Source organism: Microbacterium sp. GQ128 (assembly GCF_059758615.1).
The window spans coordinates 756,948-783,017 of the sequence record NZ_JCAXDY010000001.1 but is presented as its reverse complement, the minus strand read 5'-3'; the positions used below and the strand labels follow the sequence as shown (position 1 = coordinate 783,017).

General features: G+C 67.1%; 28 protein-coding genes. 23 read left to right on the top strand and 5 right to left on the bottom strand.

Annotated elements, in window-relative coordinates:
- Positions 1–12: 12 nt before the first annotated feature.
- Positions 13–1,323 carry a UDP-glucose dehydrogenase family protein gene (locus AC6CHX_RS03830; protein WP_136043707.1) on the bottom strand — a complete coding sequence of 437 codons (1,311 nt, stop codon included), beginning with the start codon at positions 1,321–1,323 and terminating at the stop codon, positions 13–15.
- 361 nt (positions 1,324–1,684) lie between these two features.
- On the opposite strand from AC6CHX_RS03830, the gene AC6CHX_RS03825 reads away from it, so the two are divergent.
- The 5 genes from AC6CHX_RS03825 (at position 1,685) to AC6CHX_RS03805 (ending at position 7,138) form a co-directional block, all read left to right on the top strand.
- Positions 1,685–3,964, top strand: a complete 2,280-nt coding sequence (locus AC6CHX_RS03825) for a polyribonucleotide nucleotidyltransferase (RefSeq protein WP_498271684.1) — start codon at positions 1,685–1,687, stop codon at positions 3,962–3,964.
- Between the two features lie 219 nt (positions 3,965–4,183).
- The gene (locus AC6CHX_RS03820) at positions 4,184–5,209 is read left to right on the top strand and encodes an aldo/keto reductase (protein ID WP_498271683.1); all 1,026 of its coding nucleotides are present in this window, start codon (positions 4,184–4,186) and stop codon (positions 5,207–5,209) included.
- A 69-nt stretch (positions 5,210–5,278) separates the two neighbouring features.
- A complete protein-coding gene (locus tag AC6CHX_RS03815) occupies positions 5,279–5,881 on the top strand; it encodes a histidine phosphatase family protein (RefSeq protein WP_136043710.1) in 603 nt (200 codons plus the stop codon).
- Between the two features lie 82 nt (positions 5,882–5,963).
- Positions 5,964–6,704 (top strand): 4-hydroxy-tetrahydrodipicolinate reductase, encoded by a 741-nt coding sequence (gene dapB, locus AC6CHX_RS03810; RefSeq protein ID WP_136043711.1) that lies wholly within the window; start codon positions 5,964–5,966, stop codon positions 6,702–6,704.
- Positions 6,704–7,138, top strand: coding sequence for a hypothetical protein (locus tag AC6CHX_RS03805; protein WP_498271682.1), 435 nt, complete (start codon positions 6,704–6,706; stop codon positions 7,136–7,138). The genes dapB and AC6CHX_RS03805 overlap by 1 nt, the downstream gene beginning before the upstream one ends.
- A gap of 15 nt (positions 7,139–7,153) precedes the next feature.
- Here the strand turns inward: AC6CHX_RS03805 and AC6CHX_RS03800 are convergent, their stop codons facing one another.
- The 3 genes from AC6CHX_RS03800 to AC6CHX_RS03790 all read right to left on the bottom strand — a co-directional run bounded on the left by AC6CHX_RS03800 (position 7,154) and on the right by AC6CHX_RS03790 (position 8,674).
- A complete protein-coding gene (locus AC6CHX_RS03800; protein ID WP_136043712.1) occupies positions 7,154–7,579 on the bottom strand; it encodes an OsmC family peroxiredoxin in 426 nt (141 codons plus the stop codon).
- A gap of 84 nt (positions 7,580–7,663) precedes the next feature.
- Positions 7,664–8,239, bottom strand: coding sequence for a DUF4395 domain-containing protein (locus tag AC6CHX_RS03795; RefSeq protein ID WP_498271681.1), 576 nt, complete (start codon positions 8,237–8,239; stop codon positions 7,664–7,666).
- A 21-nt stretch (positions 8,240–8,260) separates the two neighbouring features.
- Positions 8,261–8,674, bottom strand: coding sequence for a thioredoxin family protein (locus AC6CHX_RS03790; RefSeq protein ID WP_498271680.1), 414 nt, complete (start codon positions 8,672–8,674; stop codon positions 8,261–8,263).
- A 117-nt stretch (positions 8,675–8,791) separates the two neighbouring features.
- Here AC6CHX_RS03790 and AC6CHX_RS03785 point away from each other — a divergent pair, with 117 nt between their 5' ends.
- From AC6CHX_RS03785 to dapF, 18 genes are all read left to right on the top strand, one after another.
- The gene (locus AC6CHX_RS03785; RefSeq protein ID WP_498271679.1) at positions 8,792–9,601 is read left to right on the top strand and encodes a thymidylate synthase; all 810 of its coding nucleotides are present in this window, start codon (positions 8,792–8,794) and stop codon (positions 9,599–9,601) included.
- Positions 9,598–10,074, top strand: a complete 477-nt coding sequence (locus AC6CHX_RS03780) for a dihydrofolate reductase (protein ID WP_498271678.1) — start codon at positions 9,598–9,600, stop codon at positions 10,072–10,074. The genes AC6CHX_RS03785 and AC6CHX_RS03780 overlap by 4 nt, the downstream gene beginning before the upstream one ends.
- Complete coding sequence (locus AC6CHX_RS03775; protein ID WP_498271677.1) at positions 10,074–10,835, top strand: SDR family NAD(P)-dependent oxidoreductase; 762 nt, start codon at positions 10,074–10,076, stop codon at positions 10,833–10,835. Before AC6CHX_RS03780 ends, AC6CHX_RS03775 begins: the two co-directional genes overlap by 1 nt.
- Positions 10,836–10,886: 51 nt before the next feature.
- On the top strand, positions 10,887–11,864 hold the full coding sequence (gene dapA, locus AC6CHX_RS03770; RefSeq protein WP_029263611.1) for a 4-hydroxy-tetrahydrodipicolinate synthase: 978 nt from the start codon (positions 10,887–10,889) through the stop codon (positions 11,862–11,864).
- A gap of 53 nt (positions 11,865–11,917) precedes the next feature.
- A complete protein-coding gene (locus AC6CHX_RS03765) occupies positions 11,918–13,594 on the top strand; it encodes a ribonuclease J (RefSeq protein WP_498271676.1) in 1,677 nt (558 codons plus the stop codon).
- Between the two features lie 73 nt (positions 13,595–13,667).
- Entirely contained in the window at positions 13,668–14,162 is a 495-nt protein-coding gene (locus tag AC6CHX_RS03760; RefSeq protein ID WP_498271675.1) for a GNAT family N-acetyltransferase, read from the top strand.
- A gap of 74 nt (positions 14,163–14,236) precedes the next feature.
- The gene (locus AC6CHX_RS03755) at positions 14,237–16,957 is read left to right on the top strand and encodes a DNA translocase FtsK (protein WP_498271674.1); all 2,721 of its coding nucleotides are present in this window, start codon (positions 14,237–14,239) and stop codon (positions 16,955–16,957) included.
- The gene (gene pgsA, locus AC6CHX_RS03750; protein WP_136043721.1) at positions 16,957–17,535 is read left to right on the top strand and encodes a CDP-diacylglycerol--glycerol-3-phosphate 3-phosphatidyltransferase; all 579 of its coding nucleotides are present in this window, start codon (positions 16,957–16,959) and stop codon (positions 17,533–17,535) included. Before AC6CHX_RS03755 ends, pgsA begins: the two co-directional genes overlap by 1 nt.
- Complete coding sequence (locus AC6CHX_RS03745; RefSeq protein WP_498271673.1) at positions 17,532–18,020, top strand: CinA family protein; 489 nt, start codon at positions 17,532–17,534, stop codon at positions 18,018–18,020. The genes pgsA and AC6CHX_RS03745 overlap by 4 nt, the downstream gene beginning before the upstream one ends.
- Before the next feature lie 141 nt (positions 18,021–18,161).
- Positions 18,162–18,470, top strand: a complete 309-nt coding sequence (locus AC6CHX_RS03740; RefSeq protein ID WP_017830901.1) for a helix-turn-helix domain-containing protein — start codon at positions 18,162–18,164, stop codon at positions 18,468–18,470.
- Between the two features lie 21 nt (positions 18,471–18,491).
- Positions 18,492–18,716: a DUF3046 domain-containing protein gene (locus tag AC6CHX_RS03735; RefSeq protein ID WP_498271672.1), complete on the top strand. Its 225-nt coding sequence runs from the start codon at positions 18,492–18,494 to the stop codon at positions 18,714–18,716.
- 269 nt (positions 18,717–18,985) lie between these two features.
- Positions 18,986–20,035 carry a recombinase RecA gene (recA, locus tag AC6CHX_RS03730; protein WP_105668419.1) on the top strand — a complete coding sequence of 350 codons (1,050 nt, stop codon included), beginning with the start codon at positions 18,986–18,988 and terminating at the stop codon, positions 20,033–20,035.
- A gap of 386 nt (positions 20,036–20,421) precedes the next feature.
- The gene (locus tag AC6CHX_RS03725) at positions 20,422–20,895 is read left to right on the top strand and encodes a regulatory protein RecX (protein ID WP_498271671.1); all 474 of its coding nucleotides are present in this window, start codon (positions 20,422–20,424) and stop codon (positions 20,893–20,895) included.
- A gap of 49 nt (positions 20,896–20,944) precedes the next feature.
- Positions 20,945–22,492 carry a tRNA (N6-isopentenyl adenosine(37)-C2)-methylthiotransferase MiaB gene (gene miaB, locus AC6CHX_RS03720; RefSeq protein WP_498271670.1) on the top strand — a complete coding sequence of 516 codons (1,548 nt, stop codon included), beginning with the start codon at positions 20,945–20,947 and terminating at the stop codon, positions 22,490–22,492.
- Positions 22,489–23,415 (top strand): tRNA (adenosine(37)-N6)-dimethylallyltransferase MiaA, encoded by a 927-nt coding sequence (miaA, locus tag AC6CHX_RS03715; RefSeq protein WP_498271669.1) that lies wholly within the window; start codon positions 22,489–22,491, stop codon positions 23,413–23,415. The genes miaB and miaA overlap by 4 nt, the downstream gene beginning before the upstream one ends.
- 42 nt (positions 23,416–23,457) lie before the next feature.
- A complete protein-coding gene (locus tag AC6CHX_RS03710; RefSeq protein ID WP_498271668.1) occupies positions 23,458–23,997 on the top strand; it encodes a dihydrofolate reductase family protein in 540 nt (179 codons plus the stop codon).
- Complete coding sequence (locus tag AC6CHX_RS03705; protein ID WP_498271667.1) at positions 23,994–24,458, top strand: GNAT family acetyltransferase; 465 nt, start codon at positions 23,994–23,996, stop codon at positions 24,456–24,458. Before AC6CHX_RS03710 ends, AC6CHX_RS03705 begins: the two co-directional genes overlap by 4 nt.
- 22 nt (positions 24,459–24,480) lie before the next feature.
- Positions 24,481–25,353, top strand: coding sequence for a diaminopimelate epimerase (dapF, locus tag AC6CHX_RS03700; RefSeq protein ID WP_376105276.1), 873 nt, complete (start codon positions 24,481–24,483; stop codon positions 25,351–25,353).
- A 48-nt stretch (positions 25,354–25,401) separates the two neighbouring features.
- Here dapF and AC6CHX_RS03695 read toward each other — a convergent pair whose 3' ends face one another.
- The gene (locus AC6CHX_RS03695; RefSeq protein ID WP_136043730.1) at positions 25,402–26,049 is read right to left on the bottom strand and encodes a class I SAM-dependent methyltransferase; all 648 of its coding nucleotides are present in this window, start codon (positions 26,047–26,049) and stop codon (positions 25,402–25,404) included.
- Positions 26,050–26,070: the final 21 nt, after the last annotated feature.

Genomic DNA, 26,070 nt, shown 5'->3' with positions numbered 1-26,070 from the left:
CTCGGCCGGTGGTCAGCGGCGGCCCATCCCGTGATACTGCCAGCCGGCTGCGCGCCAGGCTGCGGCGTCGAGGCAGTTGCGCCCGTCGATGATGACCCTGCCACGGACCAGACCGCCGGCGTGCGCGGGGGAGAGGTCGCGCCGGTACTCGTCCCACTCGGTGACGACGACGACCGCATCGGCTTCCCGAAGAGCATCGTCGCGATCCCGCGCATAGCCCAGCTGCGGATGCGCGGCGGCGGCGTTCTCCATCGCGGCGGGATCGGTCACCACGACATCTGCTCCGAGGCCGCGCAGGCGAACAGCGACGTCGAGGGCCGGGGAGTCGCGGATGTCGTCGCTGAACGGTTTGAACGCGGCGCCGAGCACAGCGATCCGACGTCCGAACACGAGCCCGCCCAGCGCGTCGACGACGAGTCGGACCGCCCGCTCGCGCCGTCGGAGGTTGATCGCGTCCACCTCGTGGAGGAAGCCGACCGCTTCGCCGCGACCCAGCTCCTCCGCACGCGCGGCGAACGCACGGATGTCCTTCGGCAGGCACCCGCCGCCGAAGCCGATGCCGGCGCCGAGATAGCGTCGACCGATCCGCGAGTCGTGGCCGAGGGCGTCCGCGAGCAACGCCACGTCGGCGCCGGAGGCCTCGGCGATCTCCGCCATCGCGTTGATGAACGAGATCTTGGTCGCGAGAAACGCGTTCGCGGCCCCCTTGACGAGTTCGGCCGTGGCGAGGTCGGTGACCAGGAACGGCGTCCCCGTCTCCACGGCCGCCCCGTATACCTCGCGGAGCACTTCGACGGCGCGTGCACCGGCCGCGTCCGGTTCGGCGCCGACGACGAGTCGGTCCGGTGTCAGAGTGTCGTGCACGGCCCAGCCCTCTCGGAGGAATTCGGGGTTCCACACGAGGGTCGCACCGGAGTCGACGATGCGGGTCGCGAGTCGTGTGGCAGTGCCGACCGGAACGGTCGATTTGCCTGCGACAACGTCGCCGGGACGCAGATGGGGGAGAAGCCCGTCCACCGCCGCGTCGACGTATCGGAGGTCGGCGGCGTGACCGCCCGGGATCTGCGGCGTCCCGACCGCGAGGAAGTGCACCTTCGCGCCCGCGGCGTCCGCCATCCGATCGCTGAACCGGAGCCGTCCGGACTCCCGCCCTTTGGCGAGCAGCTCGGTCAGCTGTGGTTCGAAGAACGGCGCGGAGCCTGCATCGAGCGCCGCCACCTTCCGCTCGTCGACGTCGATGCCGACGACGTCGTGTCCGATGGAGGCCATGGCTGCGGCGTGCACGGCACCGAGGTACCCGCAGCCGATCACTGACATGCGCATGGACACAGCACAACCGACTCCCGCCACGGCGTGGCATCCGCCCGGTGAACGTTCCGTGGCCGGCGCATGTCCGCCGCGCGATGCGGGGGCGACGTGGGTTTTACGGCACGCGCTGGTAGGGTGGAGGCGGTTGGCGTGTGTCAACCGCACAATCGAATATCGACTCATGGAGCGAGCGGCGGAGAAGCTGGTCCCCTGTGGTGGGTTCCTCGGCAGGACGTGTCGGGTGGCTTTCTACTGGTGGCCAGCGCAGGCGACATTCGCGGGAATGCCCGCGCGCCCGAACCCTTCCGTTCCGCTCCTTTGAACATGCTCGCGCGTCACATGGACTCGCGAGTCTAAACAAAGAAGGAGAGACCTCTTGGAAGGTCCTGAAATCACCGCCACCGAGGCCGTTCTCGACAACGGCCGCTTCGGCACCCGCACCATCCGCTTCGAGACCGGCCGCCTCGCGCAGCAGGCTCAGGGCGCAGTCGCCGCGTACCTCGACGGCGAGACCATGCTCCTCTCCGCCACCAGCGCAGGCAAGCACCCGCGTGAAGGCTTCGACTTCTTCCCGCTGACGGTCGACGTCGAGGAGCGCTCCTACGCCGCCGGCAAGATCCCCGGCTCGTTCTTCCGTCGCGAGGGCCGCCCCTCCACCGAGGCGATCCTCGTCTGCCGTCTGATCGACCGCCCGCTGCGCCCGTCGTTCGTCGACGGCCTGCGCAACGAGGTCCAGGTCGTCATCACCGTCATGTCGATCGCTCCCGGCGAGTTCTACGACGCTCTCGCGATCAACGCCGCGTCGGCGTCCACGCAGATCTCGGGTCTCCCGTTCTCGGGCCCCGTCGCCGGTGTGCGCCTCGCGTTCATCCCGGGCAACGGCCAGAACGAAGACCAGTGGGTCGCGTTCCCGACCGCCGAGCAGGTCTCGGAGGCCGTGTTCGACCTGATCGTCGCCGGTCGCGTCGTCACCAAGGCCGATGGCACGGAAGACGTCGCCATCATGATGGTCGAGGCCGAGGCGACCGAGGGCAGCTGGAACCTGATCAAGGCCGGCGCCACCAAGCCGAACGAGGAGATCGTGGCCCAGGGCCTCGAGGCCTCGAAGCCCTTCATCGCCCAGCTCGTCAAGGCTCAGGCCGAGCTCGCTGCGACCGCGTCGAAGGAGCCGGGCGTCTACCCGGTGTTCCCGGCGTACAGCCAGGAGGTCTACGACTTCGTCGCCGGCCGCTCCTACGACGAGCTCGTCGGCGTCTACCAGATCGCCGACAAGGTCGAGCGTCAGACCGCTGATGACGCGATCAAGGACCGCGTCAGGGCCGAGCTCATCGAGGCCACCGAGGCGGGCTCGCTCCCGGCTGCGGCTCCGCTCGAGTTCTCCGCGGCGTACAAGTCGGTCACCAAGAAGATCGTCCGTGGTCGCATCCTCACCGAGGGCGCTCGCATCGACGGCCGTGGGCTAGCGGACATCCGCCCGCTCGACGCCGAGGTGCAGGTCATCCCGCGCGTGCACGGCTCCGCGGTCTTCCAGCGGGGCGAGACCCAGATCCTGGGCGTCACCACGCTGAACATGCTCAAGATGGAGCAGCAGATCGACTCGCTGTCGCCGGTCACGAGCAAGCGCTACATGCACCACTACAACTTCCCGCCCTACTCGACCGGTGAGACCGGCCGTGTCGGTTCGCCGAAGCGTCGCGAGATCGGGCACGGCTTCCTCGCCGAGCGCGCACTCGTGCCTGTGCTGCCGAGCCGCGAGGAGTTCCCGTACGCGATCCGTCAGGTGTCCGAGGCGCTGAGCTCCAACGGCTCGACGTCCATGGGCTCCGTGTGCGCGTCGACCCTGTCCCTGCTGAACGCGGGTGTGCCGCTGCGCGCCCCCGTCGCCGGTATCGCGATGGGTCTCGTCTCCGACGAGGTCGACGGTGAGACCCGCTACGCGGCGCTGACCGACATCCTCGGTGCGGAAGACGCTCTCGGCGACATGGACTTCAAGGTGGCGGGTACGAGCGACTTCGTCACGGCGATCCAGCTCGACACGAAGCTCGACGGCATCCCGACGTCGGTGCTCACGGGCGCGCTGACGCAGGCTCGCGAGGCTCGCCTCACGATCCTCAACGTCCTGAACGCCGCGATCGACGCACCTGACGAGATGGCGCCCACCGCGCCGCGCGTCATCAGCGTGCAGATCCCGGTCGACAAGATCGGTGAGCTGATCGGGCCGAAGGGCAAGACGATCAACGCGATCCAGGATGAGACCGGCGCGCAGATCTCCATCGAGGAGGACGGCACCGTCTACATCGGCGCGACCGACGGCCCCTCGGCCGAGGCCGCCCGCGCTCAGGTCAACGCGATCGCCAACCCCACCAACCCGGAGGTCGGGGAGCAGTTCCTCGGCACCGTCGTGAAGATCGCCACTTTCGGTGCGTTCATCTCGCTGCTCCCGGGCAAGGATGGTCTTCTGCACGTCACCGAGGTGCGCAAGCTCGCCGGTGGCAAGCGTGTGGAGAACGTCGACGACGTGCTGTCGGTCGGTCAGAAGATCCTCGTCAAGATCACGAAGATCGATGACCGCGGCAAGCTGTCGCTCGAGCCGGTTCTCGACGACGCGGCCGCCGCCGCAGAGGCAGCTCCTGCAGAGGACGCGGCCGCCGAGTAAGCGCGAAGAGTCGAACCGGAACCCGGGTCTGTCCGTCGAGGACGGGCCCGGGTTCCGTAGTATCCGCGTGACCAAATCGTTATCGGCCGTTTCCGCGCCGTTCCCCGGATTGGTCAGGGCGTTCGATGAATTCGCTTACCCTCGAAGTACGCACCGGGGGGTGCAGATCCAGCAGGTACGCAGGTCGGCACGCACCGATCGACGCGGGGGTGAGAGAGTATGCGGTTGTTCAGCGTAGGCGCAGGAGCGTCGACTGATCGCGCCCAGCAGCACGCCGAGCACCCGTCTGCCCCGATCCCCATCGTCGGACCGGGGATAGGGGAGACCATCCGCGTCCCGCTCGGCGAGACCGGCTTCGAGACCTTCCCTCTGATGCTGGGCGCCGCCGAGTTCGGTTGGAACGTCGACCTCGAGACCAGCCACGGCATCCTCGATCGCTACCTGGAGTTCGGCGGCAACGCCATCCACACGGCCGACGGCTTCTCCGGCGGACGCAGCGAGCACATCATCGGCCAGTGGCTGCGGTCTCGCGGGCGACGTGATCGTGCCCTGCTGAGCGTGCGCATCGGCGCCCACGCCGACAATCCCGGGCTGGGCTCCGTCAACCTCGTGCGGGCTGTCGAGGGCTCGCTCACACGGCTCGGCGTCGAGCGCATCGACGTCCTCTACCTCGACGCGACGCTCGACGCGACCACCAATCTGGAAGACACCCTGGCGACCGTCGAATGGCTGTCGGACGCGGGAAAGGTGGGTGCGCTCGGAGCCTTCGGCCTGTCACCGGAGCGCCTGGTCGAGGCGCGGATCCTCGCCTCGGCCGGTTACCCGCGCATCCAGGTGATCGATGCGCCGTACAACCTCATCCGTCGTCAGCCGTTCGAGGGAGACCTGCGCCTCGTCGCCGGCGCTCAGAACCTCGCGGTCACTCCGTCACATGCCCTCGAGCACGGCTTCCTCTCAGGGCGCCACCGCAACAAGGCGCTCACCTCTCGTGGTGTGCGCGGCGAGCAGCTGCGTGGGCACCTGAATCGGCGGGGAATCAAGATCCTGCGCGCGCTCGACCAGGTGGCCGAAGAGCTGGCCGTTCCCGTCGCAGCGGTCTCGATCGCCTGGTTGCTCGCTCAGCGCACGATCGCGGCACCGATCGTGAACACCTTCGCGACCGATCACGTCGACGAGCTCATGCAGGGTGCGGGAGTCTCGCTCTCGCGGAGCCACGTCGCCGAGTTGACCCGGGCCGGCAACTGAGCATCGTCCCACCCGTGACATAGGGTGGGAGGGAGGCCCGGCGGATGCTGGCGATGAAGCGAGCGAGTTGTGACGCACTACATATATCTGGTCAGACATGGTGAACATCAGGATGCGGAGCATGGTCTCGCCGACGGACCCCTCTCTCCTCGAGGGCAGCGTCAAGCCGAGTTGATCGCCGACCGGCTGTCCGGGCTTCCGCTCGACGCAGTGTGGCATTCGCCGTTGCTCCGCGCCAACGAGACGGCTCGAGCGATCGCGGCTCGTCTGCCGTCGGTCGACCCGGAGCCCACCGCGCTGCTGTTCGATTGCGTGCCCACCGGGATGACCGAAGAGACTCCCGCCGTGTTCGAACCGTTCTTCGGCTCGGTCACCGAAGCGGAGATCGAAGCGGGGCGCGCACAGATGTCGGATGCGGTCGAGGAGTTCCTCGTGCGCAAGACCGGGGATGTGCACGAGGTCCTCATCACGCACAACTTCGTGATCTCCTGGTTCGTCCGCGAGGTGCTCGCCGCACCCGAATGGCGGTGGATGACGCTGAACCAGTCGCATTGCGGCCTGACGGTGATCGCGCAGAAGCAGGGGCGGCCGTGGACCCTGCTCACCCACAACGACACCGGCCACCTTCCGGTGGAGCTCCGCACGGGCATTCCCGACGCGTTGCTCGTCTGAGATCTCTCACGTCCGGGCCAGGGTGTGACCCGCCCCGCGCGCCCCCGGCCGGACGGCGTCGCCGCCGAAATAGACTGGACGCATGACCACGCAGGTAGCCCTCGTCGGCGGAACCGGGAAGCTCGGCACGATCATCGGTGCGGTGATCGATGAGCTCGAGGGCTTCGAGGTGAGCCGTGTGCTGACCTCGTCGAGTGATCTCTCCGAACTGGACGGCGCCGACCTTGTCGTCGATGCCTCGACGCCGCAGGTCAGCATCGAGGTCGTCCGAGCCGCCGTCGAACGAGGCATCAACGTCCTCGTCGCAACGTCCGGGTGGTCCTCGGAACGGATCGCTCTCGTGCGCCCGCTCGTCGAGGCCGCCGGCACCGGCGTGGTCTTCATCCCGAACTTCTCGCTCGGCTCGGTGCTCGGATCGGCGCTGGCTGCTGCCGCCGCCCCGTTCTTCGGCTCCGCCGAGATCATCGAAGCGCACCGCGAGACCAAGATCGATTCGCCGAGCGGCACCGCTGTGCGCACGGCCGAGCTCATCGCAGCGGCCCGCGCCGAGCAGGGGCCGGTCAGCGCTCCGCACGCCGATCAGCGCGCGCGTGGGCAGCAGGTGGGCAGCGTGCCGATCCATTCGCTGCGGCGCCCCGGAGTCGTCGCCAAGCAGGAGGTCATCCTCTCGGGACCCGGCGAGTCGCTGACCTTCACGCACGACACCACGGATTCAGCGCTCGCGTATGCGCCGGGGATCCGGCTCGCCGTCCCCTTCGCCGCTCAGGCCAGCGGCGTGATCGTCGGCCTCGAGCACATGATCGATATCGGCATCCGCTCGTGATGTCGCGGATCGGCGTCGGGCTGATGGCCGCGGCGCTCCTGGTCTACCTCGCCGTCGCGATCTGGCTGGCCGTGATGTTCATCTCGGTCGGCTCTCCGGTCTCGATCGGCATGGGCGTCACGCTGCTGGTGCTGGCACCGATCGGGGCCTGGGCGCTGGTCCGGGAGATGATGTTCGGCTTCGGAGCGGATCGCCTCGGACGGCTCCTCGACAGCGAAGGCGGGATGCCTCCGGTGGAGACGGAGCTGACGCCGAGCGGTCGCATCGCACGGGCCGACGCGGATCCGCTCATCGCGCGATACGCCGCAGAGGCCGATGCGGCCGGCGACGATTGGCGCGCACGCTACCGACTGGGGGTCGTGCAGGACGCCGCCGGGCGTCGGAAGGATGCCAGGGCCAGCATCCGCGAGGCCATCCGCCTCTCGCGTCGCTGACCCCAGCCTCGTCCCTCAGGCGAGGGTGGCCTCGAGCGTGATCTCGATCCCTGCAAGCGCCTGAGACACCGGGCAGCCGGTCTTGGCGCCGGCCGCGATCTCCTGGAACGCCTCGGGCGTGAGGTTCGGCACCGTCGCGTTGACGTTCAAGTGACTGCCGGTGATGCCGACACCCGGCTTGAACGTGACCGACGCCGTCGTGTTGACGCGCTCCGGCGGGGTGCCGTTCTCGGCGAGCGCGTGAGAGAGCGCCATGCTGAAGCACGCGGAATGGGCTGCCGCGATGAGTTCCTCGGGCGTGGTCGTGGTGTCGCTGCCCTCGCTGCGGGCCTTCCAGTTGATCGGGAAGGTGCCGAGGTTCGACGAGGAGAACGCGACCGTGCCCGATCCTTCCATGAGCGATCCGGTCCAGGTGCTGGCGGCTTCGCTGGTGACGGGCATGATTCCTCCGCTTCTCGTCCCCGCTCGGTGTGCGGGTCACGTAGCGGCCAGCCTACCGACGGGCCGGTTGGGACGGAACAGGAATCAGATGGCCGCGGCGCGACCGACGATGCCCGCGCGCTGAAGCAGGAGGTAGAGCTGGCATCCCAGGCAGAAGGCGAACGCCGCGTTCAGAAACGCGGCGATGAAAGCCGCAGCGGTGGCGATCGGAAGCGCCCACGGGACGCCGGCGAGATGCAGCAGGAGGCCGATGCCGACGACGAACAGCCCCACCCCCTGGGAGAACCGGGGCGGGCGCGGGTCTTCGAGCTCTGCCGGCGGCGAGAGTCGCGGGCGGACCAGCGTGCGGAAGACGACGCTCCACGGCGCCGTGCGCGGCGAGACGACACCCCACAGGAACAGGAGGGCGATCGCGACCGTGAGCAGGAAGCCCGGGTCGAGCGCGCGCTGAGCGGGTGTCGACGATGAGATCACCAAACCACCGGGGACGAACGTCGAATCCGCGAGCGGCTGATAGGCGAACCAGCCGAATGAGCCTGTACTGGCGGATTCCGTCGAGATCCCGATCAGCGCCAGGAATGTCGCGACGAGCAACAGCAACGCCGTGATCGTCGCGGCGAAGCGCGGACCACGGGGATCGATGCCTGCGGGTGTGCTCATGTGTGCTCCGGTCTTCCCACGTCAGACGGTGGCGAGGGCTTCTGCGAGGGCGTGCCGGTGGGGCACGCCATGGAATCGTGCGCGGACCGCGCCGGTGCCGTCGACGAGGAAGGTCGTCGGCGTCTGCAGCACTCGGTAGCGCGTCGAGAGATCGGGACGGTGGGTCAGGTCGACTTCGACGTGGGTGAGCCCAGCGTGGTCGGAGGCGTAGTCGCGCAGCAGTCGGCGCACCTGCGGGCACCGTGCGCACATCTCTGTGCTGAACTGCACGAGGGTGGCACGATCACCGAGCCCGTTCGACGGTGCGTCGGCGGGATCGAACCGCAGGGTCCCGCCGTCGAGGCGTCTACCGTCGCGACGCCGCAGCACGATGCCCACGACCGTCGCGAGCGCGAGGAGCGCAGCGGCGACGGCGAGAGCGAGGGCGGGCGACATGTGTCGAGATTACGTGCTCGGTCGGGGTGCGCGGCCGATGTTTCCGAGCATGACGAACCCTGATCCGCCCGGGGCGGTTCCGCCCGTGGACCGGGGTGGGACGGTATCGTGGCTGTCATGAGCGCAGCCGTCCCGACTCCCTACGAAGACCTGCTCCGCGACGTCCTGGAGACCGGCACGCACAAGTCGGATCGGACGGGAACCGGGACCACGAGCGTCTTCGGACGACAGATCCGCTTCGACCTGTCGAAGGGGTTCCCGCTCATCACCACGAAACGTGTGCACTTCAAGTCCATCGCCTACGAGCTGCTCTGGTTCCTCCAGGGCGACTCCAACGTCGGATGGCTGCGGGAGAACGGCGTCACGATCTGGGACGAGTGGGCGGATGAGTCGGGCGATCTGGGTCCCGTCTACGGTGTGCAGTGGCGGTCGTGGCCGACGCCCGACGGCGGCAGCATCGACCAGCTGTCCGAGGTGATCGAGCAGATCCGCCGCTCGCCCGATTCGCGCAGGCTGATCGTGTCGGCGTGGAACCCGGCCGACATCCCCGACATGGCGCTCGCGCCCTGCCATGCGCTCTTCCAGTTCTACGTGGCCGATGGCAAGCTCTCGTGCCAGCTGTATCAGCGCAGCGCCGACATGTTCCTCGGGGTGCCGTTCAACATCGCCTCCTACGCACTGCTCACGATGATGATCGCGCAGCAGGTGGGGCTCGAGCCCGGTGACTTCGTGTGGACCGGCGGCGACTGCCACGTCTACGACAACCATGTCGACCAGGTGCGCGAGCAGCTGAGCCGCGAGCCTTTCGATTACCCGACGCTGCGGTTCGCTCGGAAGCCGGAGTCGATCTCGGACTACCGCTATGAGGACTTCGTCGTGGAGGACTATCAGCACCACGCCCCCATCCGCGCGGCGGTGGCGGTATGACCTGGGTCGGGCTCATCTGGGCCGAGGCTCACGGCGGCGTGATCGGCGCAGAGGGCGGCATGCCCTGGCACGTGCCCGAAGACCTGGCGCATTTCAAGGACGTCACCCTCGGAGCGCCGGTGGTGATGGGCCGCAAGACCTGGGACTCGTTGCCTGAACGATTCCGGCCGCTCGCGGGGCGCGACAACATCGTGGTGACCCGACAGCAGGACTGGTCGGAGGATGGTGCGCGCCGCGCCGCCACCGTCGCCGAAGCCGTCCGCGGCCTGGACCGGGTGTGGATCATCGGCGGCGCGGAGATCTTCCGCCAGGTGATCGGGGACGCCGACCGACTCGAGGTGACCGAGCTCGATCTCGATGTGGACGGTGACGCCTACGCGCCCGCCAAGACCGGGTGGCGACTCGTCGACGAGGGGGAGTGGCAGACTTCGCGCACCGGCATCCGCTGTCGCTTCCTCGGATACGAGCGCTGATGCCCACCGCTCTGATCACGGGAGCCAGCGCCGGACTGGGGGCGGAGTTCGCCCGCCAGCTCGCCAGGCGCCGAGCCGACCTCATCCTCGTCGCGCGATCCGAGGACGCGCTGCAGCAGCTGGCAGCCGAGTTGCGCAGTGAATACGGGGTGGCGGTCGAGGTGCTTCCCGCCGATCTGGCGGATGTGGCCGGGGTCGAGGGCATCGCCGCACGGCTGCGCGACACTGCCGACCCGGTCGACCTGCTCGTGAACAATGCCGGGTTCGGGTTGCCGCTCCAGTTCGCCGACAACGACATCGACGACGAGGTCCGGCACCTCCGGGTGCACGTCGAGGCGTCGATGCGTCTCATGCATGCTGCTCTGCAGTCGATGCGCGGACGCGGAGGCCGCATCATCAACGTGGCCTCCGTCGCCGGCTTCATCTCCCGCTCCACCTATTCCGCATGCAAGTCCTGGCTGATCGGCTTCAGCCGCTGGGCGAACGCGGAGTACGCGCGCGACGGAGTGAGCGTCACCGCCCTCTGCCCAGGATTCACACACACCTCATTCCACGAGCGGATGGGCTTGGCGGTGGGCGAGGAGGGCGTGCCGGGGTTCATGTGGTTGAACGCGCGCGACGTCGTCCGCACGGGGTTGCGTGATGCGGCCCGCGGCAAGTCCGTGTCCATCCCGTCGCTGCGATACAAGGCGATCGTGGGGTTGACGCGTGTGCTGCCCAGTTCGCTGACGTCGGGCGTCGCCCGTCGTGGTCGCGTCTGACGAGCGTCACCGCGTCCGCATGACGGTGACCCGAACCGATACGCTGGGTCTATGACGCACTCGGGCAACCCTTTCGGACAGGTTCTCGTCGCGCTCGTCACTCCGATGACGGCCGACGGAGAAGTCGATTGGCCCGCCGTCGAGAAGCACATCGATGACGTGATCACCGCAGGTGCGGACGGCATCGTCGTGACGGGAACGACCGGCGAGACCTCGACTCTGACGGACCCCGAGAAGCTCAAGCTCGTCGAGGTCGGCAAGTCGGTCTCGGCAGGCCGCGCCAAGATCATCACCGGTGGTGGCTCGAACGAGACGGCACACGCGATCGAGCTCTACAAGGCCAGCGAGAAGGCCGGCGCCGACGGCATCATGATCGTCACGCCGTACTACAACAAGCCCACGCAGGCCGGAATCCTCACGCACTTCCGCCTCGTCGCCGACGCCACCGACCTGCCCGTCATCCTGTACGACATTCCTGGCCGAACCGGTGTGCCGATCAAGTACGAGACGATCCTGCGCCTCGCGAAGCACCCGAACATCCTCGCGGTGAAAGACGCCAAGGGCGACTTCTCCGAGGTGAGTCGCGTGCTCAACCAGACCGATCTGATGTACTTCTCCGGCGACGATGCGAACGTGCTGCCGCACCTCGCGATCGGGGCCACCGGCCTCATCGGCGTCACGGCGAACGTCGCCGCCGCGCCGTACCGCACGATCATCGACGCGGTGAACGCCGGTGATCTGGCCACGGCGACAGCCGAACACAAGCGCCTCGAGCCGCTCGTACGCGCTGTCATGACGCATGTCCCGGGAACCGTCGCGGCGAAGTACATCCTGCACGGGCTGGGACGCATCTCGAGCCCGCGCGTCCGCCTTCCCCTGGTCGGTCCCGAGGAATGGGAGGCTGCGCTCATCGAGGATGAGCTCGACCTCGTCAAGAACGTTCCCGGAGCCGATTTCTCGAACTTCCGACCCGACCGCAACGCGGCTGCGGGTGGTGCCCTGCCGAAGGTGCACGGCACGACGCGCTGAGTCGCGTCCCCATGAACGAACGGACGCGCGGAGTGTCCGACTGAGGAGACAGCATGTCCATTCCCCTGGTAGAACCGGCCCCTCTCGCTGAAGGGACGCTGCGGGTCATCCCGATCGGCGGGCTCGGCGAGATCGGTCGCAACATGACCGCCTTCGAGTACGACGGCAAGATACTGATCGTCGATTGCGGAGTGCTCTTCCCCGAGGAGCATCAGCCGGGCGTCGATCTGATCCTTCCGGACTTCGAGCCCATTCGTGACCGGCTCGACGACATCGTCGGTGTCGTGCTGACGCACGGCCACGAGGACCACATCGGCGCCGTTCCGTACCTGCTGCGCCTGAAGAGCGACATCCCGCTGATCGGTTCGGGCCTGACTCTCGCGCTGGTCGAGGCGAAGCTCAAGGAGCACCGGATCAAGGCCTTCACCCTCACGGTGAAGGAAGGGCAGCAGGAGCGGGTCGGGCCGTTCGATCTCGAGTTCGTCGCCGTCAACCACTCGATCCCCGACGCTCTGGCTGTCGCCATCCGCACCCCCGCCGGCATGGTGCTCGCCACGGGTGACTTCAAGATGGACCAGCTGCCGTTGGACGGCCGCATCACCGACCTGCGGGCCTTCGCACGCCTCGGTGAGGAGGGCGTGGACCTGTTCCTCGTCGACTCGACCAACGCCGACGTCCCCGGCTTCACGCCGACCGAGCGCTCGATCGGTCCCGTTCTCGATCAGGTCATCGCCAAGGCGCCTCGCCGTGTCATCGTCGCGAGCTTCTCCAGCCACGTCCACCGTGTGCAGCAGGTCATCGACGCCGCGTACGCCAATGGTCGCCGCGTCGCGTTCCTCGGTCGGAGCATGGTGCGCAACATGACGATCGCCGAGCAGCTCGGCTATCTGAAGGTCCCCGACGGGGTCCTCATCGACTTCAAGAAGGCGCGCGACCTCCCCGACGAGCAGATCGTCTACATGTCGACCGGTTCCCAGGGTGAGCCCATGGCGGTGCTGAGCCGCATGGCGAACATGGACCACGCGATCGAGATCAGCGAGGGCGACACCGTCATCCTCGCCTCGAGCCTCATCCCGGGCAACGAGAACGCCGTCTATCGCGTGATCGACGGGCTGACCAAGCTCGGCGCGAACGTCGTGCACAAGGCGAACGCGAAGGTGCACGTCTCCGGGCACGCCGCCGCCGGCGAACTGATCTACTGCTACAACATCCTGAAGCCGAAGAACGTGCTCCCCGTGCACGGCGAATACCGTCACCTGATCGCGAACGCCAAGCTCGCGCAGGACACCGGCGTCCCCGAGGACAACACGATCATCGCCTCCAACGGCACGGTGATCGACCTGAAGGACGGCGTGGCTAAGGTCACAGGTCAGCTCGATCTCGGGTTCGTGTACGTGGACGGCTCGTCCGTCGGCGCGATCACCGATGCGGACCTCAAGGACCGACGCATCCTCGCCGAAGAGGGCTTCATCTCCGTGATCGTCGTCGTGGATGCCGCGACGGGCCGCATCATCTCCGGGCCCGAGATCCACGCGCGCGGTGTAGCCGAAGATGATTCCGTGTTCGATGACGTCGCGCCGAAGATCGTCGCGGCGCTCAAGGAGGCGGCGGGCAACGGGGTGCGCGACACCCACTCGCTGTCGCAGGTAGTGCGACGCACGATCGGTCGCTGGGTCAACCAGCGACTCCGCCGTCGGCCGATGATCGTCCCGCTCGTCATCGAGGCGTGACGACAGGGAAGACCTCTTCCCACTCACGGCTGCCCGACATCCCGGCGTAACACCGTCGTCCTAGGCTCGCGTCATGGACAGGGGCATTGCCCTTCGCAGGGCTGCGCAGACGGATGCGAAGTTCCTCGGCGACATGCTCGTCGAGGCCGCCAACTGGCGCGCCGGGGGAGTGCGTCCGCGCCACGAGGTGCTGACGTCCCCGGAGCATCTGCGGTATCTCGCGGGCTGGAAGCGCCTGTCCGATGACGGTCTGGTCGCCACCGGCGGCGACGGCGTCTCGGTCGGTGCCGCCTGGTATCGGGTGTTGCCCCAAGATGCCCCGGGATTCGGCTTCGTCGGTGCCGCTGTCCCTGAGCTGATCATCGGAGTGCACCCGCTCTGGCGCGCTCGGGGGGTCGGACGCTCTCTCCTGCGCGGCGTCGTGCAGCTCGCAGGCGCGGAGGGGCACCTGCGGATCAGCCTGAGCGTCGAACGGGACAACTTCGCGCGCAACCTGTATCGCGCCGAGGGATTCACGGTCGCGGGGGAGGGTGCGACCCGCGACACGATGGCACGTCGCACCCGATAGCCGGCGTTGCCCGGATCGGTGGAAAGCCGCGTCATTACGCGGAGATGTCGGCTGTTGGACGTAACGTGAGAACCATGGCCAGGAGTACCACGAAGACAGAGCGCGCGTCGACCAGCGCACCGTCGCGCCCCAAGCGGCAGACGGCTCCCAAGGCCCAGCCCGCACCGAAGAAGTACATCGACGAGGCAGACAAGCCTCCGGTTGCAGTCCGGGCCTGGATCGGACTCGCCCACGGCGTCGGCGGGCTCTTCCGTGCCTTCGGGCCTGAGGTGCTGGAGAAGGACGACCGCCGCGACGGCTTCCCGTTCCTCCTCGTGCTGCTCGCGTCTCTCGGCGCCGTGAACGAGTGGGTCTTCATCGGCAACGAAGTGGCCGAGAACATCAGTGCCTACTCCGTGGGGCTGCTCGTCGGCAGAGTGGCGTTCATCATGCCCCTGCTTCTGCTGGTGCTGGCCGGTTGGCTGTTCCGCCACCCCGCGTCGGTTCACGACAACGGACGCATCGGCTTCGGTTTCGGCCTGTTCGTGATCTCCCTGGCAGGTTTCTGCCATGTCGCCGGAGGACAGCCACAGCCCCAGCCGAACATAACGGCGTTGAACACGGGGGGCGGGTTGCTCGGGTGGTTGGTGGGGCAGCCGCTGACTTACCTCACGAATATCCCTGCCTACATCGTGCTCGCGTTGCTGACCGCACTCAGCATCCTGATCCTCACCAAGACCCCGCCTAACCGCATCGGCGCCCGCCTCGGCGACCTCTATGCGTGGATGTTCGACGCCGAGCGTCCGGAGAAGCCTGCGAAGGACGTCGCTGCGATCGACGACGCCGACAAGGTCGATGACCCCGACGTGCTGCCGTGGTGGCGACGGAACAAGACCGGTCGCGAAGAAGACCCCGACGAGGGCACTCTGGGCTCCGATGACATCACGGCTCTCCTCACGACCTCCGACCCGACTCCGGCCTACGACCAGGCTGTCGTCGTCGAGAATCCCTATGACGCCGCCACCGAGGTGTTGTCCGATGTCCGGTCGGTCGCCGATTCGCTGGCCGAGCAGCAGACCACGGCTCTGCTCGATGATTCCTCCGACACCGGAGAGGTGCCGGAGCTTCCCGGCCTCGACGGTTTCGGCACGGAGGGCCCGGGCGACCGTGGGCCGCAGGCTCCCGTCACGCCGTACATCCTGCCCTCTCCCGGCCTCCTGGTCGAGGGGCCGCCGCCCGTCATGCGCTCCGAGGCCACCGACAAGGTGATCGAGCAGATCACGAGCGTGTTGTCCCAGTTCAAGGTCGACGCGAAGGTCACCGGCTTCTCGCGCGGGCCGACGGTCACGCAGTACGAGGTCGAGGTCGGTCACGGCGTCAAGGTCGAGAAGATCCTGCAGCTGAGCAACAACTTCGCCTACGCCGTGGCGTCGAACGACGTCCGCATCCTCTCGCCGATTCCCGGCAAGAGCGCGATCGGCATCGAGATCCCCAACGCCGACAAGGAGATGGTCGCGCTCGGCGATGTGCTGCGCTCGCCCGCCGCCCAGAAGAGCACACACCCGATGACGATCGGTGTCGGCAAGGATGTCGGCGGCAACATCGTCATCGCGAACCTCGCCAAGATGCCGCACCTCCTGGTCGCGGGTTCAACGGGCTCCGGTAAGTCGAGCTTCGTGAACTCCATGATCACGAGCCTGCTGATGCGGGCGCGCCCCGCTGACGTACGTATGGTCCTGATCGACCCGAAGCGCGTGGAGCTCACCAGCTACGCCGGCGTCCCGCACCTCATCACGCCCATCATCACGAACCCGAAGAAGGCAGCCGAGGCGCTGCAGTGGGTCGTGAAGGAGATGGACATGCGGTACGACGACCTCGCATCGTTCGGCTTCCGCCACATCGACGACTTCAACCGGGCCGTGCGTGCGGGCGAGGTCGAGGTGCCGGTGGGCAGCGAACGGGTGCTCAAGCCGTACCCGTACCTTCTGGTCGTGGTCGATGAGCTGGCCGACCTCATGATGGTCGCCCCGCGCGACGTCGAGGATTCGATCGTCCGCATCACCCAGCTTGCTCGTGCTTCCGGCATCCACCTGGTCCTCGCGACGCAGCGCCCCAGCGTCGACGTGGTCACCGGTCTCATCAAGGCCAACGTCCCGTCGCGGCTCGCGTTCGCCGTCACCAGCGTCACAGACAGCCGCGTCATCCTCGACAGCCCCGGTGCCGACAAGCTGATCGGGCAGGGAGACGCGCTGTTCTCGCCGATGGGGTCCTCGAAGCCGTTCCGTCTGCAGGGCGCATGGGTCGATGAGAAGGAGATCGACGCGGTCGTCAAGCACGTCACCCGCCAGGCTCGTCCGGACTACCGTCCCGACGTCCAGGAGGCGATGGAGCCGACGAAGAAGAAGGAAGTCGACGAAGACATCGGCGACGATCTGGAGCTGCTGCTCGCGGCTGCCGAGCTCATCGTCTCCTCGCAGTTCGGATCGACGTCGATGCTCCAGCGAAAGCTGCGTGTCGGCTTCGCCAAGGCGGGTCGTCTCATGGACCTTCTGGAATCGCGCGAGATCGTCGGACCCTCCGAGGGGTCAAAGGCCCGCGATGTGCTGGCCACGGCTGAGCAGCTCCCGCAGGTGATGGCGAAGCTGCGCGGAGAGGATGCTCCCGCGTCGTCCCCGGCTCCGTCTGCTCCGGCAGCCCCTCCGGTGCCGCCAATGCCTCAGACGCACGATCCGATCGCCGCCCAGTACGAAGGTCTCCCCGAGGTGGAGGCCGAGGGCGGCGATGAAGACGCCTGGGGTCTGACGGGGCGCGACTGATGGCGATTCCTCGGCAGTTGCCCAACGCCATCACCGTCGCGCGCATCCCGCTGGCGGTCATCTTCTTCGTGCTGCTCCTGCTGGGTGGCACCTATGGCCTCCCCGAGCCCGGCCTCCGCTGGGCGGCCGCCATCATCTTCATCGTCGGGATATCCACGGACTGGGTCGACGGTTACCTCGCACGCAAGTACGACATCGTCAGTGACTTCGGAAAACTCTGGGACCCGATCGCCGACAAGATGCTCACCGGAGCGGGTTTCATCGGTCTTGCCATCCTCGGCGAGGTCAGCTGGTGGATCGTCGCGGTCATCCTCGTCCGTGAATGGGGGATCACGATCCACCGTTTGATGGTCGCGAGCGAGCATGTCGTCGCGGCAGCCTGGATGGGCAAGATCAAGACGGCCTTCCAGGGCGTCGCCCTCGGCTGGGCGCTGCTGCCGCTGCATGTCCTCATCGGCCTCGAGGCCTGGACGATCATCACGTTCGTCCTGATGCTCATCGTGCTGGTCCTCACGGTGGCCAGCGGTATCGACTACGTCGTCGCGCAGATGCGTGGATCGCGCCAGAAGCGAGCATGAGCGAAGCGGTCACCGTCGCACTGCTGTCGGCACTGACTCGCCGCGGCTGGACTCTGGGAGTCGCGGAGTCACTCACGGGTGGTGCGCTGTGCGCCGAGTTCGTATCCGTTCCGGGAGCCTCCAAGGTCCTGCTCGGCGGCGTTGTGGCCTATGCGACCCCGGTCAAGGCAACGGTCCTCGGCGTGGACACCGAGCTTCTCGCCGCACACGGACCGGTCCATCCGCAGGTCGCCCTGCAGATGGCCGACGGTGTGCGCCGTGTCGTGAGTGTGGACGGTCTCGCGGCCGATGTCGGGCTGTCGACGACCGGTATCGCCGGCCCGGATTCTCCCGACGGCCAGCCGGTGGGAACGGTTCACATCGGGATCGTGACGCCGGAAGGCTCCTCGACGAAGGCACTGCACCTGAGCGGTGACCGTGATGCGATCCGTACGCACACGGTGACGTCGGCTCTGGCGGCGTTGCTCGAGATGGTCTCGGAATAGCGACGGCCCGATGACGGTTATTACCGATGTGCTCACATTCAAACCACAGAGTGCAGGGGTAGATTTCGTGCAGACCAGGAGTACTAGACTGGCTGTCTCATCGGGGGAGACCTCGAACGATCACACGGGGAGGAGGTTCCGATGATTCTTGTACGGCAGGAAATCGGCGATGTGCTGAGGGACTTCCGCCTGCAGAAGGGGCGCACGCTCCGGCAGGTCGCAAGCAAGGCGTCGGTGGCGCTCGGCTACCTCAGTGAGGTCGAGCGGGGCCAGAAGGAGGCGTCGAGCGAGATCCTCGCATCCGTCGCCGATGCCCTCGACGTTCCGATCTCGACAATCATGCGCGAGGTCGGAGATCGCATCTCCGTTCTCGAGGGCATCCAGGTGTTCCCGGATGTCGTTCCCGACGACCTTGTGGCGTCGATCGAGCCCCAGCTCTCGCTGCACTGAGCCGCAGCGTGCGTGTGAGCAATGCGTCGTAGCGAGTTCCTTCGCGCCGTCGATACCGAGTTCCAAGCCCGAGCTTCTTCGCTGGTGAACGATCTCGGGTTGTCGGCCTTGCATGGCCGTACGGCACTCGAAGCGCTGGAAAACGGTACGCCGCCGCGGGAGATCTGGCTGGCGCTGTGCGCCGAGATGGACGTTCCCGAGAGCCGGCGACACGGTGTCGGACGGCAGGAGCCGCGCGGGCGCTGAACCCCGACGGAATGTCCGCAGGTTACGGGACACGGCGCGCGATCTTCGGCGTGTCGTCGAAGATGTGTTCGAAACGGGCGTAGTCTTCTGCACAAGTGGTTCAGAGCTTCTGCTCTCCACCGAATGTGGGTTCACCGAGACGATGTCGGTGGCCTCTCGTACGGTGGAAAACAAGCCGAAGAGCCATACGCCTTGTCGGAGAGTTCTTCCCAACCGGGACGAGCCGCGACAGCCTACAGGCGGCACCACGCGCGCAGAAGGAGCACATCATGCCATCACCCGCCGACCGCGAGAAGTCCCTCGAGACCGCCCTCGCTCAGATCGATCGTCAGTTCGGAAAGGGCTCGGTCATGCGGCTGGGCAGCGATGAGCGCGCCCCCGTGGCCGTCATCCCCACCGGCTCCATCGCCCTCGACGTCGCCCTCGGCGTCGGAGGTCTCCCGCGTGGCCGTATCGTCGAGATCTACGGGCCCGAGTCCTCGGGTAAGACGACCCTCACGCTGCACGCGATCGCCAACGCCCAGCGCGCCGGCGGTATCGCGGCTTTCATCGACGCGGAACACGCGCTCGACCCCGACTACGCGGCGAAGCTCGGCGTCGACATCGATGCACTTCTGGTGTCGCAGCCCGACACCGGTGAGCAGGCGCTGGAGATCGCCGACATGCTCGTGCGCTCGGGCGCCATCGACCTCATCGTCATCGACTCCGTCGCAGCGCTCGTGCCTCGCGCCGAGATCGAGGGAGAGATGGGTGATTCCCACGTGGGTCTGCAGGCGCGACTCATGTCGCAGGCGCTGCGCAAGCTGACCGGTGGTCTCAACCAGACCAACACCACCATGATCTTCATCAACCAGCTCCGTGAGAAGATCGGCGTCTTCTTCGGCTCGCCCGAGACCACAGCCGGTGGTAAGGCGCTGAAGTTCTACGCGTCGGTCCGCATGGACATCCGTCGTATCGAGACGCTGAAAGACGGAACCGACGCGGTCGGAAACCGCACCAGGGTCAAGGTCGTGAAGAACAAGATGGCCCCGCCCTTCAAGCAGGCGGAGTTCGACATCCTCTACGGTGTCGGCATCTCGCGCGAGGGCAGCCTGATCGACTTCGGCGTCGAGCACGCCATCGTGAAGAAGTCGGGTTCGTGGTACACCTACGACGGCGACCAGCTGGGTCAGGGCAAGGAGAACGCACGCACGTTCTTGCTCAACAACCCCGACATCGCGCTCGCGATCGAGACGCAGATCAAGCAGAAGCTCGGCATCGGCGGACCGGCGGCGGTGCCTGCTGCGGCAGACGAGCTCGCTGAGCGTCGTCCGGCCTGATGAATGACACTCGTGGGGGCGATCCTGAACGGATCGCCCCCATCATTCCCCTTTTCGGGCGGGCCACGAAGAATGTCGACCCGGTTTCGATAACCGCGAGCGCTGGTGACGACAACTCTGGTGACTCTCCCGAGCGCGCAGCCGACGCAGGCCTGTGGCGGTCGACGTGGCATTCGCCTGAGGGTGCCGCTCCCGCGGCGAACCGGGCGGAATCCGGTAGTCCGAGCGATCGTCATCCCGCGCGAGGGGCATCCGCCAGATCGTGTTCGCCGACATCGAGTTCCACGCCCCGACTTCATGCCCTCGGGGCTCTGACCGCGTCTCAGGACGATATCGAGGAGTCGGTCGATTCCGACGAGATTCGAACCGCAGCCGAGGAATCCCTCGTGCGAAAGCTGCGGACCCGGTCCCTCTCGGTCTCCGAAGCCCGTCAGGCTCTCCGAGGGCACGGTCTGGAGAACGGCGTGATCGATGACGTGATCGAGGATTTCTGTCGTCGTGCCTACCTCGATGATGCTGCACTCGCCAGCTCTCTGGTGACGTCCGGTGTCGAGCGGAAGGGTCAGGGGAGGGTTGCGCTCGCGCGCGCGCTCGCTCAACGAGGTATTCCGCGGGACGTGATCGACGGTGCACTCGACGAGCTGCCGGACGACGACGATGAGCGCGCTCTGGAATTCGCGCGCACCAAGGCGCGTTCTCTGAGCCGACTCGACAATGACACCGCCCTCCGGCGTCTGGTGGGACAGCTCTCACGACGCGGATACAACGGGTCCGTGGCGATGAAGGCGGCCAAGCAGGCGCTGCGGGAGACAGGCTCGAATGCGTCGAGCTCCGGCGTCCGGTTCGTCGATTCGGAGTGAGTAGGCGACGCAGCAACCGCACCCGCACGGCTCGTAGAATGGGTCGATCATGACTATTCCGCGCAGTGAACCGACGATCATCAGCGCTTCGTCGGCAGCCGTCGACGAAGACGGCCGCCAGCGCTCGTACGAGGTGCGCACTTTCGGGTGCCAGATGAACGTGCACGACTCCGAACGGCTGTCCGGCTCGCTGGAGAGCGCCGGTTACGTCCGCGCTCTGGACGGGGCCGAAGCGGACGTCGTGATCATCAACACGTGCGCAGTTCGCGACAATGCCGCAGGAAAGCTCTACGGCACGCTCGGGCATCTCGCCTCCGTCAAGCGTCGCAAGGAGGGAATGCAGATCGCGGTCGGCGGCTGCCTTGCCCAGATGGACAAGCAGGCGGTCCTCGACAAGGCGCCCTGGGTCGACGTCGTGTTCGGCACGCACAACATGGGGTCGCTGCCCGGGCTGCTGGAGCGCGCGCGTCACAACGGCGATGCAGAGCTGGAGATCCTCGAGTCGCTCGAGGTCTTCCCGTCGACTCTTCCGACGAAGCGCGATTCGGCGCATAGCGGATGGGTGTCGATCTCGGTCGGCTGCAACAACACGTGCACGTTCTGCATCGTCCCGAGCCTGCGTGGCAAGGAGAAGGATCGGCGGCCCGGTGACATCCTGAACGAGATCCGGCTTCTGGTCGAAGACGGCGCCATCGAGGTCACGCTTCTCGGGCAGAACGTGAATTCCTACGGTGTGGAATTCGGCGACCGGCAGGCTTTCGGAAAGCTGCTGCGTGCGGCCGGCGAGATCGAGGGGCTCGAGCGCATCCGCTTCACGAGCCCTCACCCCGCTGCGTTCACCGACGACGTGATCGACGCCATGGCTGAGACTCCGAGTGTGATGCCGCAACTGCACATGCCGCTGCAGTCCGGCAGCGATCGAATCCTCAAAGCGATGCGACGGTCGTACCGCAGCGAGCGCTTCCTCGGGATTCTCGATCGTGTTCGCGCGCGCATCCCGAACGCCTCGATCACGACCGATATCATCGTCGGTTTCCCTGGTGAGACGGATGAGGACTTCGAAGACACGATGCGCGTCGTCGAACAGTCCCGCTTCGCGTCGGCATTCACCTTCCAGTACTCGATCCGAGAGGGCACTCCCGCCGCGACGATGGAGGACCAGGTGCCCAAGGAGGTCGTCCAGGAACGGTACAACCGCCTGATCGCACTCCAGGAGCGAATCTCCATGGAAGAGAACCAGAAGCAGGTCGGGCGCCAGGTCGAGGTGCTCGTCTCGACCGGCGAAGGTAAGAAGGACGCCGAGACGCACCGCCTCACCGGCCGCGCCGAAGACAATCGCCTGGTCCACTTCGAGGTCACGGCCGGCTCAGACCTGCCGCGCCCCGGTGACATCGTGACCGTGACCGTCACGCGTGCGGCCCCCTTCCACCTGCTCGCGGATGACTCGACCGGAGCACCGTTGCAGATCCGTCGGACGCGCGGGGGCGACGCATGGGATCGCTCGCAGGCGGAGTCGTGTGCGGTTCCGACGCCGGCGTCGGATGGCGGCCCTCGTGCCGTGTCGCTCGGCCTGCCCACACTTCGCGTCGGGGTGTGAGCGCACCGCGCCTCTGGGCGATCGTCGGAGCAACCGGGACAGGGAAGAGCGACCTCGCGCTCGACCTGGCGGAAGCGCTCCGTGCTCGCGGCAATCCGGCCGAGGTGGTGAACGCCGACGCGATGCAGCTGTATCGCGGGATGGACATCGGCACCGCGAAGCTGCCCCTGGCTGAGCGACGCGGAATCCCGCACCATCTCTTCGACGTGCGCGAGGTCTACGAGGAGGCCGCAGTCGCGTGGTATCAGCCGGTGGCTCGAGAGGCGATCGACGCGATCCATCGGCGAGGCGGCGACGCGATCCTCGTCGGAGGCTCCGGTCTGTACGTGTCGAGCGTCGTTTACGAGTTCCACTTCCCGCCCCGCGACGCCGCGATCCGGGAACGTCTCTCGCGCGAGTTGGAATCCGAGGGTCTCGAGGGCCTGCTCGAACGTCTCCGCGCCCAAGACCCTGCGGCTGCGACGAAGGTCGACCCGCGCAACAGCCGGCGCGTCATCAGAGCGCTCGAGGTTCTCGAGCAGGGAAGCAGCACGCACGGCGCCGCGCTCCCCGAACGCCCCGTCCTGTGGCATCCTCGGACACGCGTGATCGGCCTGCACGTCGAACGGCAGGACCTGGTGGTGCGCCTCGATGCCCGTGTAGAGCGGATGTGGGAGGCAGGTCTCGTCGCGGAGGTCGCCGATCTGCGCGCGCAGGGCCTCGAACGCGGTATCACGGCTCCGCGGGCCATCGGCTACGCCCAGGCGCTGGGACAGCTCGACGGCGCCCTCACCGAAGCCGACGCCATCGCACAGACACAGGCACTCACCCGCCGTTACGCGCGGCGGCAGGTGTCGTGGTTCAAGCGGTATCCGGAGCTGGAGTGGTGGTCCGCACCCGCCGATGCGGAGGCGCTGCTTCGCACCGGAACCGCCTCGGACTGACCGAACTTCCGCGATGTCGGTGAGGACTGCGAGGCTGGGTGCATGACCACCCACTTCTTCACTGCCTCCAGCCTCGACGGCTTCATCGCGACGGACGAGCACTCGCTCGACTGGCTGCTGACGCAAGACGTCGATCCCGATGGCCCGATGGGCTACAACGCTTTCGAGAAGAACATCGGCGCGCTGGCGATGGGGTCGTCCACGTACGAATGGGTGATGAAGCACGAAGAAGGGCGATGGGGCTATACCCAGCCCACCTGGGTGTTCACGCACCGTGAGATCCCGCTCCCTGGTGGTGCCGATGTGCGGCTGACACACGACGACGTGCAGAGGGTGCACGCCGAGATGCTCGAGGCTGCCAACGGCAAGGACATCTGGATCGTCGGTGGGGGAGACCTCGCTGGGCAGTTCGCCGACGCAGGACTGCTGGATGAAATCTGGGTGCAGTATGCGCCCGTGACGCTGGGGTCCGGCGCGCCGCTGCTCCCGCGCAGGCTCGATCTGGAGCTCCTGGAGGTCGCACGCAACCGGAATTTCCTCTGTGGACGCTACGCCGTCGTCTCGACGGGAGCTACGGGGTGAGCGGGTCGGCCGAGCCGCGGGAAGACACGGCCGTCGAGTGGACGGTTCGTGCTTTCGAGGAGGCTGACACGGAGGCTGTCGTCGTGCTCTGGGAAGAAGCAGGACTCACGCGGCCGTGGAACGATCCGCACCTCGACATCGAACGCAAGCTCGCGGTGCAGCCGGACGGCTTCCTCGTCGCCACGACGCAGGACGCTGAAGTGGTCGGATCGGTGATGGCCGGATATGACGGTCATCGCGGTTGGCTGTACTATCTCGCCACGGCAAGTTCGCACCGTGGCCTCGGAATCGCGCGGGCACTCGTGGGGGAGGCCGAGCGTGTGCTTGAGGCGATGGGATGCCCGAAGGTGCAGCTCATGGTCAGGGAGGGAAATGAGGGTGTTCTCGGCTTCTACGACTCGCTCGGCTACGAGCGCTTCACTGTATTGAACACGGGCAAGCGCCTCGTCTCCGACCAGTAGTCTCGCTCTCTAGACTGGGGGGATGGTCGCATTCACCAAGGGTCACGGCACGGGCAACGACTTCATCATCATCGCTGACCCCGACGGGGCGCTCGATCTGACGGTCGAGCAGGTCGCCGTGCTGTGCGATCGCCACTTCGGAATCGGCGCCGATGGCATCCTTCGGGTCGTCCGCTCTGCGGCCATCCCCGACGGCGCGGCTGCGCTCGCGGAGGAGCCCGCGGCCGAGTGGTTCATGGACTACCGCAACGCCGACGGCTCGATCGCAGAGATGTGCGGCAACGGCATCCGGGTGTTCGCGCACTACCTCGTGCGTGCAGGACTCGCGACCATCGAACCGGGATCGACGTTGCCGATCGGTACCCGAGCCGGTGTGCGCGACGTGACCCGTGGCGCCGCGGGATATCAGGTCGACCTCGGCCTGTGGAAGCTCTCCGGAGACGATCCGCTGGTGCGCGTCGACGGACTGCCGGTCACCCGCCCTGGTCTCGGAATCAACGTCGGCAACCCTCACGTGATCGTGGCGATCGCGTCCGAACACGAACTCGCGTCGCTCGAGTTGCATCGCACGCCGGACCTCGACCCCGTTCTGCCTGCTGGCGCCAACGTCGAGTTCGTCGTTCCGGGCGAGCCGTTGGTGCGCGACGGAGTCGGGCACGTCCGCATGCGTGTGTTCGAGCGTGGCGTCGGCGAGACCCTGAGCTGTGGCACCGGTGTGGCCGCCACCGCACTCGCCGTGCGGTACTGGGCGGGGGAGAATGCGCCGAACAACTGGCAGGTCGAGGTGCCAGGCGGAACTCTCGGAGTGCGCATGTTCCCGGCAGAAGACGGAGAGCACGTCGCCCTGTCGGGTCCGGCGCAACTCGTCTACAGCGGAGAGATCGACCTGCTCTGACGGGAGCTTGACGCGGCCGACGGCAGTAGCGACCCGCCGACGAAGCGGTCAGAGTCCGGATAGCGCGATCGGCTCGGTCGGCGGTGTCCCATGCTTGCGTACCTTGAGGATGCGGTAGCCCTTGCCGGTGGCAGTGCGGAAGACGCTGTAGCCGGGGTGGAAGGTCGAGCCGATCCAGCGCTGCAGCGAATCGGCACCGAGATTGCGCTGGACCACGAGCCAGGCATCGCTGCGCTCGTCGAGCCTCGGTATCCACCGTTCAAGCAGGCCGTGCAGCTCGTTCTTGCCGACGCGGATGGGCGGGTTCGAGCGGATCGTGCGGAACGTGATGTGCTCGGGAACATCGTCGGGCAGAGATGCGTTGATATTGGTGAGCCCGAGGGAGGCGGCATTGCGCCGAACCAGATCGAGGGCACGCTCGTTCACATCGACGGCCCAGATCGTCGCATGCGGTGCGGCGAGGGCCATCGAGATGCTGACGGGGCCCCAACCGCTGCCGAGGTCGAGAAGGTTGCCTCCCGGCGGAACCGGGGGCATGTTGGCGAGGAGCACTGCAGTGCCGGCATCCAGCCGATCCGGGCTGAAGACGCCACCCGCGGTGGTGACTTCCAGCTCTCGGCCTGCGAGCGATACACGGATCCTGCGCAGATTCTCGGGGCTTGCCGGGGCCGCAGTGAAGTAGTGGTCAGACCCCATACGGTGAGCGTACCGGACAGC

What these genes read in the sequence shown, in the direction of transcription:
- AC6CHX_RS03830 (WP_136043707.1), bottom strand. Translation starts at nt 1,323, where the DNA reads ATGCGCATGTCAGTGATCGGCTGCGGGTACCTCGGTGCCGTGCACGCC.
- AC6CHX_RS03820 (WP_498271683.1), top strand. Translation starts at nt 4,184, where the DNA reads ATGCGGTTGTTCAGCGTAGGCGCAGGAGCGTCGACTGATCGCGCCCAG.
- dapB (WP_136043711.1), top strand. Translation starts at nt 5,964, where the DNA reads ATGACCACGCAGGTAGCCCTCGTCGGCGGAACCGGGAAGCTCGGCACG.
- AC6CHX_RS03805 (WP_498271682.1), top strand. Translation starts at nt 6,704, where the DNA reads ATGTCGCGGATCGGCGTCGGGCTGATGGCCGCGGCGCTCCTGGTCTAC.
- AC6CHX_RS03800 (WP_136043712.1), bottom strand. Translation starts at nt 7,579, where the DNA reads ATGCCCGTCACCAGCGAAGCCGCCAGCACCTGGACCGGATCGCTCATG.
- AC6CHX_RS03795 (WP_498271681.1), bottom strand. Translation starts at nt 8,239, where the DNA reads ATGAGCACACCCGCAGGCATCGATCCCCGTGGTCCGCGCTTCGCCGCG.
- AC6CHX_RS03790 (WP_498271680.1), bottom strand. Translation starts at nt 8,674, where the DNA reads ATGTCGCCCGCCCTCGCTCTCGCCGTCGCCGCTGCGCTCCTCGCGCTC.
- AC6CHX_RS03785 (WP_498271679.1), top strand. Translation starts at nt 8,792, where the DNA reads ATGAGCGCAGCCGTCCCGACTCCCTACGAAGACCTGCTCCGCGACGTC.
- AC6CHX_RS03780 (WP_498271678.1), top strand. Translation starts at nt 9,598, where the DNA reads ATGACCTGGGTCGGGCTCATCTGGGCCGAGGCTCACGGCGGCGTGATC.
- AC6CHX_RS03775 (WP_498271677.1), top strand. Translation starts at nt 10,074, where the DNA reads ATGCCCACCGCTCTGATCACGGGAGCCAGCGCCGGACTGGGGGCGGAG.
- dapA (WP_029263611.1), top strand. Translation starts at nt 10,887, where the DNA reads ATGACGCACTCGGGCAACCCTTTCGGACAGGTTCTCGTCGCGCTCGTC.
- AC6CHX_RS03765 (WP_498271676.1), top strand. Translation starts at nt 11,918, where the DNA reads ATGTCCATTCCCCTGGTAGAACCGGCCCCTCTCGCTGAAGGGACGCTG.
- AC6CHX_RS03760 (WP_498271675.1), top strand. Translation starts at nt 13,668, where the DNA reads ATGGACAGGGGCATTGCCCTTCGCAGGGCTGCGCAGACGGATGCGAAG.
- AC6CHX_RS03755 (WP_498271674.1), top strand. Translation starts at nt 14,237, where the DNA reads ATGGCCAGGAGTACCACGAAGACAGAGCGCGCGTCGACCAGCGCACCG.
- pgsA (WP_136043721.1), top strand. Translation starts at nt 16,957, where the DNA reads ATGGCGATTCCTCGGCAGTTGCCCAACGCCATCACCGTCGCGCGCATC.
- AC6CHX_RS03745 (WP_498271673.1), top strand. Translation starts at nt 17,532, where the DNA reads ATGAGCGAAGCGGTCACCGTCGCACTGCTGTCGGCACTGACTCGCCGC.
- AC6CHX_RS03740 (WP_017830901.1), top strand. Translation starts at nt 18,162, where the DNA reads ATGATTCTTGTACGGCAGGAAATCGGCGATGTGCTGAGGGACTTCCGC.
- AC6CHX_RS03735 (WP_498271672.1), top strand. Translation starts at nt 18,492, where the DNA reads ATGCGTCGTAGCGAGTTCCTTCGCGCCGTCGATACCGAGTTCCAAGCC.
- recA (WP_105668419.1), top strand. Translation starts at nt 18,986, where the DNA reads ATGCCATCACCCGCCGACCGCGAGAAGTCCCTCGAGACCGCCCTCGCT.
- miaB (WP_498271670.1), top strand. Translation starts at nt 20,945, where the DNA reads ATGACTATTCCGCGCAGTGAACCGACGATCATCAGCGCTTCGTCGGCA.
- AC6CHX_RS03710 (WP_498271668.1), top strand. Translation starts at nt 23,458, where the DNA reads ATGACCACCCACTTCTTCACTGCCTCCAGCCTCGACGGCTTCATCGCG.
- dapF (WP_376105276.1), top strand. Translation starts at nt 24,481, where the DNA reads ATGGTCGCATTCACCAAGGGTCACGGCACGGGCAACGACTTCATCATC.
- AC6CHX_RS03695 (WP_136043730.1), bottom strand. Translation starts at nt 26,049, where the DNA reads ATGGGGTCTGACCACTACTTCACTGCGGCCCCGGCAAGCCCCGAGAAT.